Origin of the sequence: Pseudomonas anguilliseptica, assembly GCF_900105355.1 — a bacterium.
Taxonomy (GTDB): Bacteria; Pseudomonadota; Gammaproteobacteria; order Pseudomonadales; family Pseudomonadaceae; genus Aquipseudomonas; species Aquipseudomonas anguilliseptica.
Genome location: NZ_FNSC01000001.1, coordinates 2,082,171 through 2,096,911, shown reverse-complemented (window position 1 = coordinate 2,096,911; position 14,741 = coordinate 2,082,171). Strand labels below are relative to the sequence as shown.

General features: G+C 61.0%; 16 protein-coding genes and 2 pseudogenes. 3 read left to right on the top strand and 15 right to left on the bottom strand.

Going from position 1 to position 14,741, the window contains the following annotated elements:
- Positions 1-117: 117 nt before the first annotated feature.
- From BLW24_RS10165 to BLW24_RS10155, 3 genes and pseudogenes are all read left to right on the top strand, one after another.
- Positions 118-1,134, top strand: a pseudogene (locus BLW24_RS10165) (NAD(P)/FAD-dependent oxidoreductase); the annotation flags it as partial.
- A gap of 11 nt (positions 1,135-1,145) precedes the next feature.
- Positions 1,146-1,703, top strand: coding sequence for a helix-turn-helix domain-containing protein (locus BLW24_RS10160; RefSeq protein WP_090379955.1), 558 nt, complete (start codon positions 1,146-1,148; stop codon positions 1,701-1,703).
- Positions 1,704-1,726: 23 nt separating this feature from the next.
- Positions 1,727-3,025: pseudogene (locus tag BLW24_RS10155) on the top strand (glutamine synthetase family protein).
- 189 nt (positions 3,026-3,214) lie between these two features.
- Here the strand turns inward: BLW24_RS10155 and BLW24_RS25905 are convergent.
- The 15 genes from BLW24_RS25905 to BLW24_RS10090 form a co-directional block, all read right to left on the bottom strand.
- Positions 3,215-3,394 carry a hypothetical protein gene (locus tag BLW24_RS25905; RefSeq protein WP_167360302.1) on the bottom strand — a complete coding sequence of 60 codons (180 nt, stop codon included), beginning with the start codon at positions 3,392-3,394 and terminating at the stop codon, positions 3,215-3,217.
- The gene (locus tag BLW24_RS10150; RefSeq protein WP_208600167.1) at positions 3,384-4,205 is read right to left on the bottom strand and encodes a Mom family adenine methylcarbamoylation protein; all 822 of its coding nucleotides are present in this window, start codon (positions 4,203-4,205) and stop codon (positions 3,384-3,386) included. The genes BLW24_RS25905 and BLW24_RS10150 overlap by 11 nt, the downstream gene beginning before the upstream one ends.
- Positions 4,123-4,368, bottom strand: coding sequence for a Com family DNA-binding transcriptional regulator (locus BLW24_RS10145; RefSeq protein ID WP_090379953.1), 246 nt, complete (start codon positions 4,366-4,368; stop codon positions 4,123-4,125). Before BLW24_RS10145 ends, BLW24_RS10150 begins: the two co-directional genes overlap by 83 nt.
- Before the next feature lie 135 nt (positions 4,369-4,503).
- The gene (locus tag BLW24_RS10140) at positions 4,504-4,995 is read right to left on the bottom strand and encodes a C40 family peptidase (protein WP_090379950.1); all 492 of its coding nucleotides are present in this window, start codon (positions 4,993-4,995) and stop codon (positions 4,504-4,506) included.
- Positions 4,996-4,997: 2 nt separating this feature from the next.
- Positions 4,998-5,588: a hypothetical protein gene (locus BLW24_RS10135; protein ID WP_090379946.1), complete on the bottom strand. Its 591-nt coding sequence runs from the start codon at positions 5,586-5,588 to the stop codon at positions 4,998-5,000.
- Between the two features lie 13 nt (positions 5,589-5,601).
- Positions 5,602-6,537 carry a gp53-like domain-containing protein gene (locus tag BLW24_RS10130; RefSeq protein ID WP_090379943.1) on the bottom strand — a complete coding sequence of 312 codons (936 nt, stop codon included), beginning with the start codon at positions 6,535-6,537 and terminating at the stop codon, positions 5,602-5,604.
- Positions 6,537-7,112: a YmfQ family protein gene (locus tag BLW24_RS10125; RefSeq protein ID WP_090379940.1), complete on the bottom strand. Its 576-nt coding sequence runs from the start codon at positions 7,110-7,112 to the stop codon at positions 6,537-6,539. The genes BLW24_RS10130 and BLW24_RS10125 overlap by 1 nt, the downstream gene beginning before the upstream one ends.
- Positions 7,109-8,179, bottom strand: a complete 1,071-nt coding sequence (locus BLW24_RS10120) for a baseplate J/gp47 family protein (protein WP_090379937.1) — start codon at positions 8,177-8,179, stop codon at positions 7,109-7,111. The genes BLW24_RS10125 and BLW24_RS10120 overlap by 4 nt, the downstream gene beginning before the upstream one ends.
- A 1-nt stretch (position 8,180) precedes the next feature.
- Positions 8,181-8,531, bottom strand: coding sequence for a phage GP46 family protein (locus BLW24_RS10115; protein ID WP_090379935.1), 351 nt, complete (start codon positions 8,529-8,531; stop codon positions 8,181-8,183).
- Between the two features lie 64 nt (positions 8,532-8,595).
- The gene (locus BLW24_RS26180; protein WP_208600166.1) at positions 8,596-8,943 is read right to left on the bottom strand and encodes a hypothetical protein; all 348 of its coding nucleotides are present in this window, start codon (positions 8,941-8,943) and stop codon (positions 8,596-8,598) included.
- Between the two features lie 471 nt (positions 8,944-9,414).
- Positions 9,415-10,011, bottom strand: a complete 597-nt coding sequence (locus BLW24_RS10105; RefSeq protein WP_244161137.1) for a phage baseplate assembly protein V — start codon at positions 10,009-10,011, stop codon at positions 9,415-9,417.
- A complete protein-coding gene (locus BLW24_RS10100; protein WP_090379930.1) occupies positions 10,011-11,123 on the bottom strand; it encodes a phage baseplate assembly protein in 1,113 nt (370 codons plus the stop codon). The genes BLW24_RS10105 and BLW24_RS10100 overlap by 1 nt, the downstream gene beginning before the upstream one ends.
- Entirely contained in the window at positions 11,113-11,601 is a 489-nt protein-coding gene (locus tag BLW24_RS26475; RefSeq protein ID WP_244161136.1) for a hypothetical protein, read from the bottom strand. Before BLW24_RS26475 ends, BLW24_RS10100 begins: the two co-directional genes overlap by 11 nt.
- Positions 11,602-11,716: 115 nt before the next feature.
- Positions 11,717-12,439, bottom strand: a complete 723-nt coding sequence (locus BLW24_RS26470) for a DNA circularization N-terminal domain-containing protein (protein WP_244161135.1) — start codon at positions 12,437-12,439, stop codon at positions 11,717-11,719.
- Positions 12,436-14,697, bottom strand: coding sequence for a phage tail tape measure protein (locus BLW24_RS10090; protein WP_090379927.1), 2,262 nt, complete (start codon positions 14,695-14,697; stop codon positions 12,436-12,438). The genes BLW24_RS26470 and BLW24_RS10090 overlap by 4 nt, the downstream gene beginning before the upstream one ends.
- Between the last annotated feature and the right edge of the window lie 44 nt (positions 14,698-14,741).

Here is a 14,741-nt window from a genome sequence, read left to right as displayed (position 1 = left end):
CTCGCGGCGGCTAAAAACACAGAAATGAATGGGTAATCTGATCGTTTTTGATCGATTTGCCGCTTTCAAAATCGGCGGGGCTGAAGTCAGCCAGAAATACATGGCTACTTCAGACCATCCCTAGGCCTGGAACGCGCCCGCCGCCTGTGGGACAGCATGGTCTGGGCCGCCGAGGAAATGCGCGAGCTGCCCGAACGGCACAACTTTGATATCGACTACCACACCGGCGCGATCTACACCGCCGTGCTGCCACGCCGCGTGCGCCAGCTGCAGGAAAGCCTGGAAGAAGCCGAGCAGAAATACGGCTATACGCAGCTGAGTTTTATCCCCAAGGACGAACTGCCGCAGTGGATCGCCAGCCCGCGTTACCTGGCTGCCCTGCATGACCGCGGCGCCGCCCACCTCAACCCGCTGAAACTGGCCCAGGGGCTGGCCGATGCCTTCGAGAAAGCCGGCGGCAAGATCTTCGAGCAGAGCAAGGCGCTGAACTATCAAGAAACGGCAGACGGTTATCTGGCACGCACCGAACAAGGCGAGATTCGCAGCGATCTGCTGGTACTGGCCTGCAACGCCTATATCGACAAGCTCGATCCACAACTGTCGAAGCGCCTGCTGCCGGTCGGTTCCTACCAGGTCGCCACTGCGCCACTGGACCCTCAGCTGGCGCGCTCGCTGTTCCCACGCGGCACCTGCGCCATCGATAACCAGTTCGTACCGGACTATTTCCGCGTCACCCCGGACAACCGCCTGCTGTTCGGCGGCGGCTGCACCTACCTCGGCGGTATTCCGGCGGACGTGCCGGCAGCCACCCGGCCGTATCTGGAGCGGGTGTTCCCGCAACTGCGCGGCGTGCAGATCGACTATGGCTGGGGCGGGCATATCGACTGCACCATGCACCGCACCCCGGACGTCGGCCGCAGCGCTCAGAAGTACTGGCTACAAGGCTTCTCCGGCCACGGCATCCTGCCGACCCTGGCCGCCGCCCGTGCGGTCAGCGACGCGATCCTCGGCGACAGCGAGCTGCTCGAGTTGTACCAAGGCCTGAGCAACCCGCGCTTCCCCGGCGGCGACCTGCTCGCTGCGCCCATCGAGGCCGTGGGCAAGGCCTGGTATCGCCTGCGTGACGTTATTTAAGGAAGGTGCCCATGGACATGCAGGAAGAAATCGAAGGCCTGGCGATCCTGATCCGCGACCTGCGCAAGCACAAGAACCTCACCCTGGGTGAGCTGGCCGCACGCATCGACCGCTCGGTGGGCTTTCTCTCCCAGGTTGAACGCGGCCTGTCGCGCCCGACTGTGGCCGACCTGACGGCAATCAGCGAAAGCCTCGGCGTGCCGACCACCTATTTCTACAGCCTGAGCAAGCCTCGTGCTGTGCCCTGGGTCACCCGCCCCGGCGAGCGCCGCACGCTGTACTACGCCGGCGGCATCACCGATGTACTGGCCTCGCCGACCATGTCGGGCGGTTTCTCCATGCTCGAAAGTCGCCTGGCCCCCGGTGCCACCAGCGGCGATGGACATTTGAACGACAGCTCCGAACAGGGCGGCTTTGTCCTCGAAGGCGAGCTGACGATCTGGTACGGCGACGCTGCCGAGCCGGTCACCCTCGGCCCGAATGACAGCTTCCAGCTGCCGCCGCACGCGCAATTTCGCTACGCCAACCTCACCGACTTACCCACACGAGTGCTCTGGATCTTCACCTGATCCGCGCAGATACCCCCATGACAATAACAACAGCATTCCCCGACCTGCTCAGCGAAGTCCGCGCCTTCCGCAGCGCCCACCCCAAGGTGCGTTATGTCGACCTGATCAGCCTGGATATTCCCGGACATTTCTACGGCAAGCGCTACCCCATCGAGATGCTGGAGAAGGTCGCCGCCGGCAGCCCGCTGAAAATCCCGCAGAACTGCGTGCTGCTCGGCGTGCAGGGCGGCCTGCACCCGATTGGTGATTACTGCTTCAACGACGGCGACCCGGACGCGCCGCGCCGGCTGATCCCTGGAACGCTCAAACCGGTGCGCTGGGAAAACCAGCCGCTGGCGCAGATGCTGATCAGCTCCGATGGCACCGAAGCACCGATCGAATTCGAGCCCCGTGAAGTGCTCGCCCGCGTGCTCAAACGCCTGGAAGCGCGAGGCATCCGCCCGGTGGTGGCGTTCGAGCTGGAGTTCTACCTGTTCGACCGCAAGCTGCAGGACGGCCTGCCGCAGTTCCCCCGCGACCCGCTGTGCGACGATGCCGACGATGCCGACGACCAGCCGAATATGCATATCGAACGGCTGTCGCGCTTCGCCGATGTGCTGCACTAGATCGTCGACGCTGCCAATGAACAGGGCGTGGACGCCAATGTGATTACCGCCGAACTCGGCCCCGGCCAGTTCGAGATCAACTTCGGCCATTGTGACGACGGTCTGCGCGCCGCCGACTGGGCCGCCCTGTTCTGTCGCAGCACCCGCGGTGTGGCGCTCAAGCACGGCCAGCGCGCCAGCTTTATGAGCAAGCCCTACCTGCACGCGCCGGGCAGCGGCATGCATGTGCACGTCAGCCTGTACGACGACGCAGGTAACAACCTGCTGGCCGCCGACGAACAACGACCGCTGCGCCATGCGGTGGCCGGCTGCCTGGAGTTGCTGCCGCACTGCATGCCGATCTTCGCCGCCAACCACAACGCCTTCCGCCGCTATGGCGCCATGGTCAACGCCGCCAGCCGCGCCAGCTGGGGCTTCGAGGACCGCCTGGCCGGCGCCGACGCCAACCCTTATCTGGTGCTGGCGGCGATCCTCACCGGTATGGAACATGGCCTGGATGCCGGCAGGGAACCCATCGCACCGCTCAACGAGAACCGCCAGAGCGGCATCGACTTTCCCCAGGACATGCTCGGCGCGGTCAGTGCCATGCGCGACCACCCGGTAGTCAACCAGGGTCTGGGCAGTGAGTTCGTGATGGTCTATTGCGAGAACAAGCGCCAGGACCACCTGGCCTTTATGCAGGAAGTGAGTGCGCGGGAATACCGCTGGTTTATGTAACAGGTCGTTGAAAATTACCTACGTTGGCAATACTGCGTTAAAAACAGGCTCGGAATGCTCATTTACAGCTCGTAAACTCCGCTTCCTCGCCTGTTTTTGCCTTGTCTTGCCGGCCTCGCCTACGTTTTCAACAACCTGCAAACCGTAACTGCGCCGCGCGCCCGTTGCCTTGGCAGCGGGCGCGCGACTTCAACGCAGCAGATACACCGCCAACCCGGCCAGCGCCGACACCAGCAGCACCTCCATCCCCCCACGCTTGAAGCGCAGCAGCGCCGCCGCCACGGCCAGCAGTGCCGACGGCCAGTCAACGCTGCCGGCAAAGTGTAAGCGCGCAGCGGTTTTGGCACCGCCTTGCATGCTATTTGGCATCGCGCGGCGTGCGCCTCACCGGTAAATTTTGCGCGGTGTTTGGCACCTGGGCAAGCCGGCGATGCCTGCGCCGATCTGGAAGAGGTTGGCCGGGCTTTGGGTAGGGCAACGGGGCAACCTTGCAGCGCTTCAGCCAGGACTGCTTAACCATATAGATGTAGCGGAACTGCCTGAGCCTGTGGATGGTTGCACGGCCTAGGTTCTCTCGCAGGTACTGCGCTCGCCCACCACTGGCTTTGTGCCGGCTTAACAGCTGGCTGTGGTAGGTCTCGCCGTCCAGCTCGTAGAAGCTTGTCCAGTGGTGGCCAAAGTAATGGAAGTTCGCGGCCTGATAGACAACTCCCCAAGCCCCGCAGCGCTCATCCGCGAAGGACTGAATCCAGGCCACGGTTGGGCATGCTCGTCTGATGTACTTGAAGCAGTAGCTCAGCGCCCGACTTTCGCTGTTGCGGGGCGCTACGTCATCGAGCCACATGCGGTTTAACTCCAGGTACTGGCCTATCTCCGTGCCTGCCACGATCTTGTCGGCCGCCCTCGGGTTGAGGGCATAGCCGAACTGCAACACGCCACGCATAACCCCATCCACCCAAACGCCCAGGTGAATAAAGCTATTGGCGACAATGCGCCTGGAGTAGTGGTTGGCCCTGATGATGCCAACCGCCTCGACCCTGGGGATGACCGCGATATAGAAGTCGCGGTGCCCAAAGCCAGCGGTGGCGTCAGCCCCTTCAATGAAGCCTGGCTGCGTTGTTGTCGGCGCAGTGAACGTGCCTGGGTGTTGCGGGTGATACGAGGGTTTCTGTTTTGCCACGAGTCGTTTCCATATTTGGAGACGCTCGTGGGCGTTCAGGGGGGCAGCTCGTGGCTGTCTGACTATTAAGTGTCCGGCAGCGCGGGCACTTGACTTGTAGGGTGTAGCACCCGCTAACGCGGACAAGTAGGCGGCTACAGCCGCCACAACGTATGTCAATCATTCTGCAAAAAAGCCTTATTTCAGATAGGCTTGCCCCGCTCTCGCGAGAGTGGGAGGGCCTTGGCTGGCTTGCAGGCTTGGACTGCTGGCTGGCGGTCAGTTCTGGTGCTGGAACACGAGAACTGGCCGCCCTCTCTTACATCAAATTCAATAACTCCAGTGGCCGTTCTGGCCGCTGGTATGGGTGGGCGAGCATCCATAGGTGTTGCGGTGTGATGCGTCCGACCATGTCTTGGCGGAATATCGGCGATCCGCTCTGGGCGAAGGCCCAAGGCACTAGCTCACTGCAAAACCAGCTGTCGTCTTCTTGCCAATCCCGGTTGCGGGCTACCAGGCCGGCAATGCCTGACCAGTCATAGGGCTTGCCCAACTGGCTGCGGGCGGCGGCGATCACGGCGGCCGGATTGGCGGCCGGGAACTTGACCAGGGCGGCGCGGCTGGCCAGGGTCAGACGGCGCTCAAGACTTTCCGCGACAACGCCCTTTAAGGCGATGGCTCCGATCAGTACCGGCGCAGTGCCCAAGTCATCGACCAGGTCAACGTGCGACCAAGCCGACCAGGTGGCGGCGCGAATAGCAACGCTGCCAGGGTGGTGGCGGCGGGTAAATAGAACGCGAACGGAGCCCATAGTTAAGCTCCCACCGCGTTATTACCCACACCTGCCACGGCGGCCTCGATGCTGGCGATGGTTTCCGCTGCGATGTCCTGGGCTTGCTCGATGTTGCCTGCGGCCATGGCCGTACGAATCATTTCCTTGGCATTCAGACGCACGGTGCGCAGTTGCACCAGGGCGGCGTTGTATTGGGCGGCCTCGCGCAGGATGTCATCTGCTGCTTGCTGGGCTGTGCGGCCGTTGATGGCCCAGGCCGCGACCATTGGCGGCACAGCGCCCTGGTAGTTGGCGGCGGCGAAGGTCTGCGCATCGGTGGCGGCACGCTCGTACTCAACGGCTCGCAGCGGGTCACCGGCGACTTTGGCGCGGGCCTTGTCAGCTGCGGCATCGACTGAACTGCATATGGCGGCAGCCGATAGTGGTTGCACTGGCGGATCAATCAGGATCGGCAACCCTTCAGAGTCGTGGCCTCTAACCTTGCCCAGTGGAGGGTTGGCAATGACCGAGAGATAGCGCTCCTCGGTGATTGGAACGGCATCGCCCGGCATTTGGTTTTGGTGGACACCCGCCAAATAGGTGCAGCCGGTAGTCTTACTGTAATAGCGCATTTTCTGCTTCCTCTTAGTAACCGAATCCAACCCAGACGGCCGTGAAGTTGCCCGCGTTGCCGCCATAAACCCATTGGTTCTCCACCTGGAATGAGGTCGTACCAACGTTGGCAACGCCGTATGACTGGCAGTGATCAGTCTGGGTGGCAGGTGCTTTGTAGTTCGTTAGAACCGCGAAGCAGGCATTCGGGAATGCGATGGGATAGCTGACTGTTAGGCGGGCGTCATACGTCACCGCCCCAGAGGTTCCCCATTGGACGATCAGCCCGCCCAGCCAGGTCGGGAATGTGATGTAGCCATTCGCCGTGAGACTCATGGAGAATCCGAAACGAAGCTTCTTGGGTGTGACGGCAACATCATCGAGCGTTCCCGCATTGACCTCTGCTTGAGTGCCAATCCGCAGGATGCCTTTCAGCACTTCTGTAGCCGTTGCTATCGCCGCGATTGCAGCTTGCACAAAGCCCGTAGAGGCGGCCTGGGTGTTATTAGTCCCAGGCGCAGCAGTTGGCACTGTCGGCGTGCCGGTGAGCGCAGGGCTGGCCAGTGGTGCAGCGCCCAGCGTGGTGCGCGCAGCTGCTGCATCGGCGTCATCCAGCAGGGTACGGATAAAGGCTGAGAGCGCGGTCAGTGCGAAAGCATCCGGCCCTGTCGAGTAAATCATCTGATTCGCGGCGGTGCCCAGCGAGGCCAGAGCTGTGAGGGTTGCGTCTTGCGGCTGCTTGTTAGCAAGACCGGCGCTGATCAAGGCCTGAACGGCGGCCAAAACCTGGGCATCATCTTCAACATCCGGCTCCAATGCGGCTGCTTGAAGCAGAGCAATCAACTCACGCTGAATTGTGGTCAGCCAAGCTGCCTTGATTAAAGTGGACGGAACACCTCCGGCCGCACTGCCTTCTGTAAATTCACCCGCTGGCGTTGCCGTCGCGGTGCTGTCGCTGATCTTCTGCATCAGTTGTCTCCATAGCCGAAGATGAGGATGGATTCGGCGGGCCTCATTTGACCCAGCCGACATTCGAGAGCCTTGTTACCCCAGGCAGCGAGCGGGGCTCCCGCACCGGCTAAGCCGGCAGCTGCATGGGTGACCGTTACGGCTGGGGCATTAACACGCCAGGTAAATGACCAGTCGCCGCCGTTGACGGCGTCACCCGCACGGGCCAGGCCGGCGCGTGCGGGACGAAAGACAGTGATGGTGATGTCGTAACCAAGGGCCTTGGCCAGCGCGATAAAGAAAGGACGACTTTGACCGCCACGACTTTGCAGCTTGCTGAGAACAGCCTGCACACGCTGCCGAACGGTCTGCTGCTCGCCGGCCAAGCACGGATCGGGCAAACGCAGTACACGCTCCCAATCCGCTAGGCCTTCGCCGCTGTCGGGAAATATCGTCAGATAAACGTTCTCGGCGCTTTTCTCCCCGTCTTCGAGAGCCGCAGCCTCTGCCTCGATGACAGCGGAAAGACGCGGGGCGTTGCTGTCATACGAAACAGGTGGGAGCAATAACCGCAGTTGGTCAGCCAGGCGCGTCACGGCATCAACTCAAGAGTGATGGTGCCTGGGCGAATCCAGCCGATTTGGGCAGGGTCGTCCGACGCGGCCACATTGCCCGCAGGCGTATTCACCACTCGATCAGACACACCTGGCAGGTTGTTGATCATCGCCTCGATCTGCGAGCGCTTGAGCGGCTCTCGTGGCTTCTTTGCACCGAGCAACGCCGTATAGGCTTTCTGCGCGAAGCCTCGAACTTCCGCTAGCGTGTAGTCGCCATTCAGCTCCACTTGAGCTGTGCTATTCACTGCCCGTTCAACCGGGACGAAAACCCAGATGTCACCAATGACAGTGCACTGATCTTCGATATGCGCCTGGCAGGCGGCGGTTACCTCGGCCGATGGAACGCCATCGCTGCCAGTAATCACCACATCGACAGTTCCGCCGCCACGGCGCTTAGGTAGCACCAGCGCATCAACTACTCCTGGCACTTCTTTGGCCCAGCGTTCGTAGTCATAGGTCGCGCCACCGGCTGGCGGTTCTTGCATGATCTCCAGCAGCCGTACCAGCAGCGACTCGATAGTTTCTTCATCTTCGCCACCGGTCGTGCTGCCAATGAATGCGGCAGCCGCATCCATGCCTAGAGGCGGACTGGTGAGGGTGAGTGCCCCGGTCAAATCATTGAGGGCAGTGCCCGGCGTCTGCGCAACCACGCTCACCGTGGCAGTGCCACCTGTGCCAATCATCGCGCTAGAAGTCGCAGTGAATAGCTCACCGCTGGCCAGGTGCTTGAGCGTGGCGCCCTGGAGCAACTCGACGCCCGGTGCGCCGGTTAGTGCAACGCTGTCGCCAGCGCCTACGGCCAGCTTGAGGAACACACCGCGATCCGCTGCGGTGCGCACCAGTTCGTCTTTGTCGGCTGTGTCAGGGAAAATCTGGCGGTACAGCCAGGCAAGCTTCTGATAGATGCCTTCGATAGCCGCTGCGACGGCGGCCGAGCGGACATAGTGGTCACTGTCCGTGCCGATATCGGCCTCAGGTTGCAGGCTGCGAATGTCACGCAGGATATTGGCAAGGATGCTCTCGAAAGGCGGCGCGCTGTAGGCCATGTCAGATTACCCGTACCAAGTGGCGGAAGACCTGTGGCGCACCGCTGGCATCAACGACCTCGATCAGCATGAGTAACCAGCCGTTGTGCGGCTGCTCGGTGCTGATAGTGATGGTCTTCGCCCGGCCGTCATCGAGCAGCGGCTGTAGTGCTTGCTCTGCGTACTGCCGGGCAAGCTTGCCGATGCGTGACAGGTCTTTACTGCGCTTAAGTTCGTGCAGGCGTGAGCCCAGAGACTTGTCCGCCCACCAACTGCCAAGCGGCGTTGTGAGGCGGATGTAGACGGCGTTAGCCAGCGAGCTGATGCGCTCGCCGCTTAAGTCGCCTGAGGTGGGGTCAATGCCTGCGTCCATAGGCAGGCAGAGTGCCCCGCGTATGCGCGGGGCGGAGTTTCAGCGGGCTTTAAGATCAATCCAGTCAATCGTCGCATACGGCAAAATGCTCGATGCTTACCAGATCGATCCAGAGTTTTCCTTGAGCCGAGCGATTGAGAGTGCCAAAGACCAATATATGCGTCCCCTCTAAGTCGTCGGCGTCTATCCGGTGGTAACTATTAAAAGGACGAAGCTGTTCTTCTGCGAGAGGCACACTTACATCATCCCGCTTTCCGGTATTGATCCAGCGAGTACCGTTCATACCAACGCCGATGTCATAGACCGGCCCCCAGAATCCTTTGAAACGGCCAACATCCGCAGCGCTAATATCCGCAAAATTGACAAATAGCTCCCGTACCGGCCAGGCACCATGATCCGGCAGTTCGATCATTTGTAAGGACTGGCGAAACGCCTGGGAGTATATGAGTGTTTTCAGTAGGGGCCTCAGCCGCCTATGCATCACAGCATTTTGGCGCTGCCCATGCCCAACAAATCGACCGCCCCGCCCAGCATTTGCACCCGGCTCATTAGGCCCGAAAGGCCCAGCTGGAGCGCCACCAAACTGTACGTCGATGACTATATGATTACCGGGGTTTTGAAGGATATCCCGGTCAGGGCCGCCGCCTGGCCCACTATTACTTTCAGGTGCCGCGAGCGAACAGTTCTCATGCGGTCTAGCACCAAAGCATGCGGCCTGGCCGCTTTTCGCGCGCTTACGAAAGAAGGCAGGGGTGCTGCATCGATTGCGTCGTTTCACAGCTTTATCTTGGGGCGGGAGATCCTCAAAATCTTTGCCCGTATACTCTTTTCCATCCGCTGTACACAGTGCTACATCCATTGTTACTGCTCCAAACCAAGGAGCCTATGTAATAGCAGATAGCCACTGCTGTGCGCTAGGCCCTGGGCTAGAGCCATGCACATGCCCGTTATAGACTCCCCGATCTGCCTGAATGCTGCGCGTATGGTCAGCAATCTCGCCGTCAGCTTTGATATTGCCGACCACATGAGTATTTCCGCCGATATCAACGTTGCCAGTCTGTTCGATCAGCGGCGTTTCAAAGCGCACCTTTGTACCGGCCTTGACCAGCAGCGTCTCGGTTACCACCTCAATTAACCGGCCACGCTTCAGGTGCACGTAGTCACCTTCATCGGTGTAAAGCGCCACCTCGCCATCCTTGAGCTGAATGCGATAACGGCCATCTTCACTGGCCACTACAACCGTGTGCTTGCTGTTGCCACCTACAGGCAAGGCGATGAACTCGGCCCCGGCCAGCGGTGCCGAGGTGAAGCCATAGTGCTGGAACAGCTCGCCACTGACCGACTCGCCAGCAAGCCCCTGCATCTCTACACCGATCAACTTACCGTGCTTATTGCGAGCGGCCACGGCGCGAAAGGCTTGGCGGAAATTGGCCCGTTCGCGGCCCGCTTGCTCGCGCATCATGCGCGCCATGTTCTTCATCAACTGGCCCTGATCTTTTCGATAAATGCCGCGTCTGCGTCGGCCTTGCCTTTGCGCTTTTTCACTGGATTAGCGTCCAGCACCCAGAGCTTGTCCTCGCGCAGGCGCAGTTCGGTAATGGCCCCCTCGCGGCGGGTCAGGCGCAGGGTGCGGCTCATCAGGAAGTAAGTCGCATCAATCCCGTGCGGTTCACTGCGCACGATGATGCGCTGACCAGGTGCCCACACCTTGCCGTTACCGGCACGGTGTCCCTTTACCACCGCACGAATTTCAAAGCCCTCCAGCCGGCTATCGGCCAACAGCTTGCGGGCACGGGTGGTGGCCATATCCTGGCTTTCACTGGAGCTGTCGATAACCACCTTGGGACGAAAGATGCCGCGCTTGGCCAGCACGTCATCACTGATCACGGAGCGCAGGTGTGAACGGCTGGTGTCGTAGCCGTCATTGTCGTACTGGCCGTGCTGGCCAAGCACGGTGATCTGGCTAAAGCGGTTGGCAATGGAGCGGCGCACGGACAAGCGCTCGACGTTATTGCCCTGACCATCAAGCCGCATTATCAGGGTCGCCACGGGCGCGGCGTTGTAGTCAGGCCCACCTACAACCAGGCGGCCATCCGGCTCCATCCAAGGCCAAAGGCCGTTGGCTTCGGCCACTTGCAATAGCGCCTCCCAGGCTGTCTGGCCCGGCTCGATCTGGATGCGTCGGCGCGTCTTGGCGCTGGCGGCCCGGATATCTACCCGGCTAATACCCAGGGGCTTGACCACCTGCTCGATGATCTCAGCCAGGCCGGCATCACGCATTGCCACAAAGGGTGATGAGCAGTCCACCAACGGCGCAGCCAGGTCGCGGCCATTGATACGGATGAACACCCCGTTACGCGACACATCGTGTTCGAACTCATCAATCTGCCCAGTCAGTACCCGGTCACGCCCGAGCGATAACGTACAAGGGGCACCCTCAGCCAATACATCAGGCAGGCGCACGGTTTCGCGGGTGTATAGCTCCATTTCAAAGGCATCAGCGGGTGTCAGCAGATCGGACTCCACCGACCAGCCGTCCCAGGTGGCATGGGTAACTCCACCAATGGCCAAGCGAATCGTTTCATTCTGCATAAGCGCGCAGCACCTCGCCGGGCGGGATGTTGTGCGGCGTACGCAAGCCAGGGTTAAGGCGCAGCAGTTCCATGGCGCGGTCGTGGTCACCGTACCAGCGGTGAGCCAGCAGGCGCAGGCTGGCCGGCGACTCCACAACACGCTCAAGCAGTGGCGGGCTTTGCAGGATCACTAAGCGCGCACGAGCCTGGATCAATGCCGCGATAGCGCGCAGCGCCTCGATCACCGGCAGAGCTGTTTCCACGCCATACAACCGACGGTGCAGCAAAATGGCGGCCTGCAATAATGCTCGGCCAAGGTTGGCCAGCCCCTCCAAGTCGGCAGGACTCAAGGTTGGGCGCTCGGCTTCGCCCTCAATGATCACCGCCACAGCCTGGGCTTGGGCCAGTGCCAATTCGGTCACCACCAACACCACCAGGCCGAACGCAGTGGCGGCTACCGGGTCAGTAGGCATGGTGTCGGGCAACGACCCAGTCACAAGCTCGCCACCCTGGCGCGCACTGGCCAGCAAGGCCGTCCCTACCTGGGCCGCATCCGTGGTAAGCGAGCCAGCACCTGGCATGCTGGCCGGTACTGCATTACGGGATAGCAGCTCACGTGCCGTACTCGGGGGTTTGAGTTTGCATTGCGCCACGGATCTCGGCTGGTGTGCGCAGCACATCAGTCAGCGGGTCGAACCCACTGGAACTGGTGCCGGCCAACGAGGTGACGCTCGAAACAACGCCCAGAATCTGCGAGCGCAGCTGCTGGAGGCGTAAGCCGATACCTGGCAGCCCCAGTGCCTGCTCAACCAATCCCACCCATCCGCCGCCGATCCAGGACTGCACCTCGGCCATCAGTGAGTCGATCCGGCCCAGCATGTCGAATAGGCCGTCCTGCCACGTCTCGACATCCTCCAGCGCGAGCGTGCCGACATCGACAAACTCGAACTGCCGCTCGAAGAAAGGCTCATCCGGTTTCTGTTCAATGAAGTGCAGGCTCACCTCGGCATAGTCCGGGCGCTCGGCCGAGTGCTTTACATCCCAGGACTGGGCCAGCACGGTGACGCTGCCATAGACCGGGTGCACCAGTTCACCTGGGCCGATCATGTCCAGCGCCAACAGCAGGTTCTGCAACTCAATCTCGTAGTTAACGCCGAACAACACCACGCGCATGGGGAAGTGGCGAGCACCCCGACCTAAGTCCTCGCAAGAGTCACCGTCTCGGTAAGGCGTGCCATGTTGGGCGATAGAGCGCTGCGCTTGCAGGTTCTCATCAACGACGTTGAGCGGCACACCCCGATAGGAGGCATCCAGCAGGGTTTCTGACCAGCTCATTGGCCGCGCCTCATCTGGATATCAGTCCGGCGCTCAACCTCAGCCGTAAACATATGGCTGTCTGTCCGCACCTCCACCACCAGGGGTTTACTCAGCAAAGCAGCCAGGCGGCTTTCCGCAGCACCAGGTGCAGCGCCTTGGCCTGGCGGAACCAGCGCCGCCGAGGTAAGACGGTTTGCCACCCCAGCAGCCCAGCCCTGGGCACCGGCAACCGGGCTGCCATAAGAGGTGAGGCCCGTTTCGTCCTGTGCCAAACGGCGCGCCGAATCATTGAGCCAGGTTTGCCGCTCTGCGTAGGGCTGTCCCGTTGGAGTCTGGTTGTCCAGCTCCATGCGGTTACGGTAGAACGCGGCCTGATAGGCCTGCTGTCCATCGTTCAGCAGCTTGTTGCGCGGCACCATGGCCAGGCGCTCTGCATCACTGCTCTGGCCAGTTGAGCCTCCCAGCTGCATGGCAGTTAAACCTAAACCGGCCCACGCCAATAGGGGCGACCATCCACCGCCCGGTTTGCCACCTGGTTGTTTCCGGCCAGGCATATCGACCCCCGGCATGGAACCACCAAACCCCGCAGGCCAGTTGGTGACGAATACCGAGTTCACCCCGGTTGCCTCTTCCAATACTTTGCCCACGGCAAGGTTTTTCAGGGTGTCCGGGCCGCCGATGAACTTGTTCAGCAATGCCCCTGCACCGGCTTTGGCACTACGCCCGGCGTAGTAACCACCGACACCCGCCGCAACGCCACCGGCCAGCATCTGCTCGCCCGATAGATTGAGGTCATCGAGCAGGTAGCTGCCCATATCGGCAAAGCCCTTATTCAGCGGCTGAGCCATACGGTCGATGGCTTCGCCGAGAGTGGCTTTCATCCTGGAGCCTACAGCGGTGGAGCTGGATAGGTTATCCGCCAAGTCTTTTTCGATGACACCCTTGGCGTTGTCGATATCGCCAGTGCTGGCGGCGAACTTATCAAGACGATTACCAGTCATGAAGGCATTCACGCCTTTCTGGGTGTCCTGATCCATCTTGCCGAATACAACGCTCATAAACTTTGCGCGTTCTTCGTCGCTCTTTAGCGTTTTATATTTTCGTTGCAGGTCAACAAATACATCCTGGGCGTTGCGGGTCTTTCCGCCTTTGAAAAACTCAACGCCTGTCTTGTCCGTGACATCCTCACGATATGCGCCATTGGTGAACATGCGCAGTGTCGATTGCGCCAGGGTGCCAAGGCGATCAGGGGCCAGTTCGATCAGCGACAAGGTCTCCACGAAAGAGAGTGACTGCGCCATGCTCATGCCAGCCTTTTTTGCATCACCACCAACTTTGGGGAAGATGTCGGCCAGGTTCTCCAGCTCGGCATTGCCCAGACGACCAGCGACAATCATCTTCTGCAAAAGGTCGTAAGCGGCCTTGGGCTGCGAAAGGTCTATGTCATAAGCATTAGCGCCGGATACCAAAGCCTTGGCCAGAATCCCCGAATCTGCGCCAGTTACAGCTGTGGCCTGAGCAATAGCGCCAGCGCTGTTCTTCGCCTGCGGGTAGCTAAGGCCACTGGCGATAAGCGTGTCGAAGCCAACTTGTACTTGCTCGCGCTCAACACCATAGTCTTTCGCCAGACGCCACTGCTCACCACACCACTCCCCCCGTTCGGCCACCGACATACCTGCCGTCTGCTGGGTACGGATTAACTGGCGGTCGAGCCTGGCACTGCCCGTTAAGCCCGAGGCCACACCGACACCCACGCCAAAGCCGGCGAGCTGGCCCATGGTCGAGCTGCCGAAACTCTTCAGTCGGTCAAATTCAGTGCGCACAGTAGCGGCAACGGTTTTCAGTGCACGTAAGTGACGGCCGCCGTTCTGCGCCAGGCGGCGCAAGCTGGTTTCAGCTTTATCCACGCTACGGGCCAGCGGCTGTACGCCTTCGCGGTCGGCCTTCACCAGTTCCGCTTTGGCCTCTCGCCCTGCCTGGCGGCCGACCTGTCCGAGCTGCTTGAGTTCGGCCTGAGTCTTCATTACATCTTGGCGAAAGACCCCAGCACCCTGGCTGGCAGCATCGCGCATTACCTGGCGCACGATGCGGTAACTGGCGGCCCCGGTCTGGGCCGTCCGGGTCCGTGCGACCCCGGCTTTGCCGGCCTCATCACCCAGCGCCTTGGCACCGTCTTTACCGGCTTTGCGCAGGTCACGCTCTAGCGCCTGCACCTCGCGGCGGCTGTTGCCAGAGTTGGCCTGAATGCGCAGCGCGACGCGCAGGTCGGAACTCATGTGCGGGACTCCAGTGTGGGGTTATTTCTTGCGGGGCTTGCTCT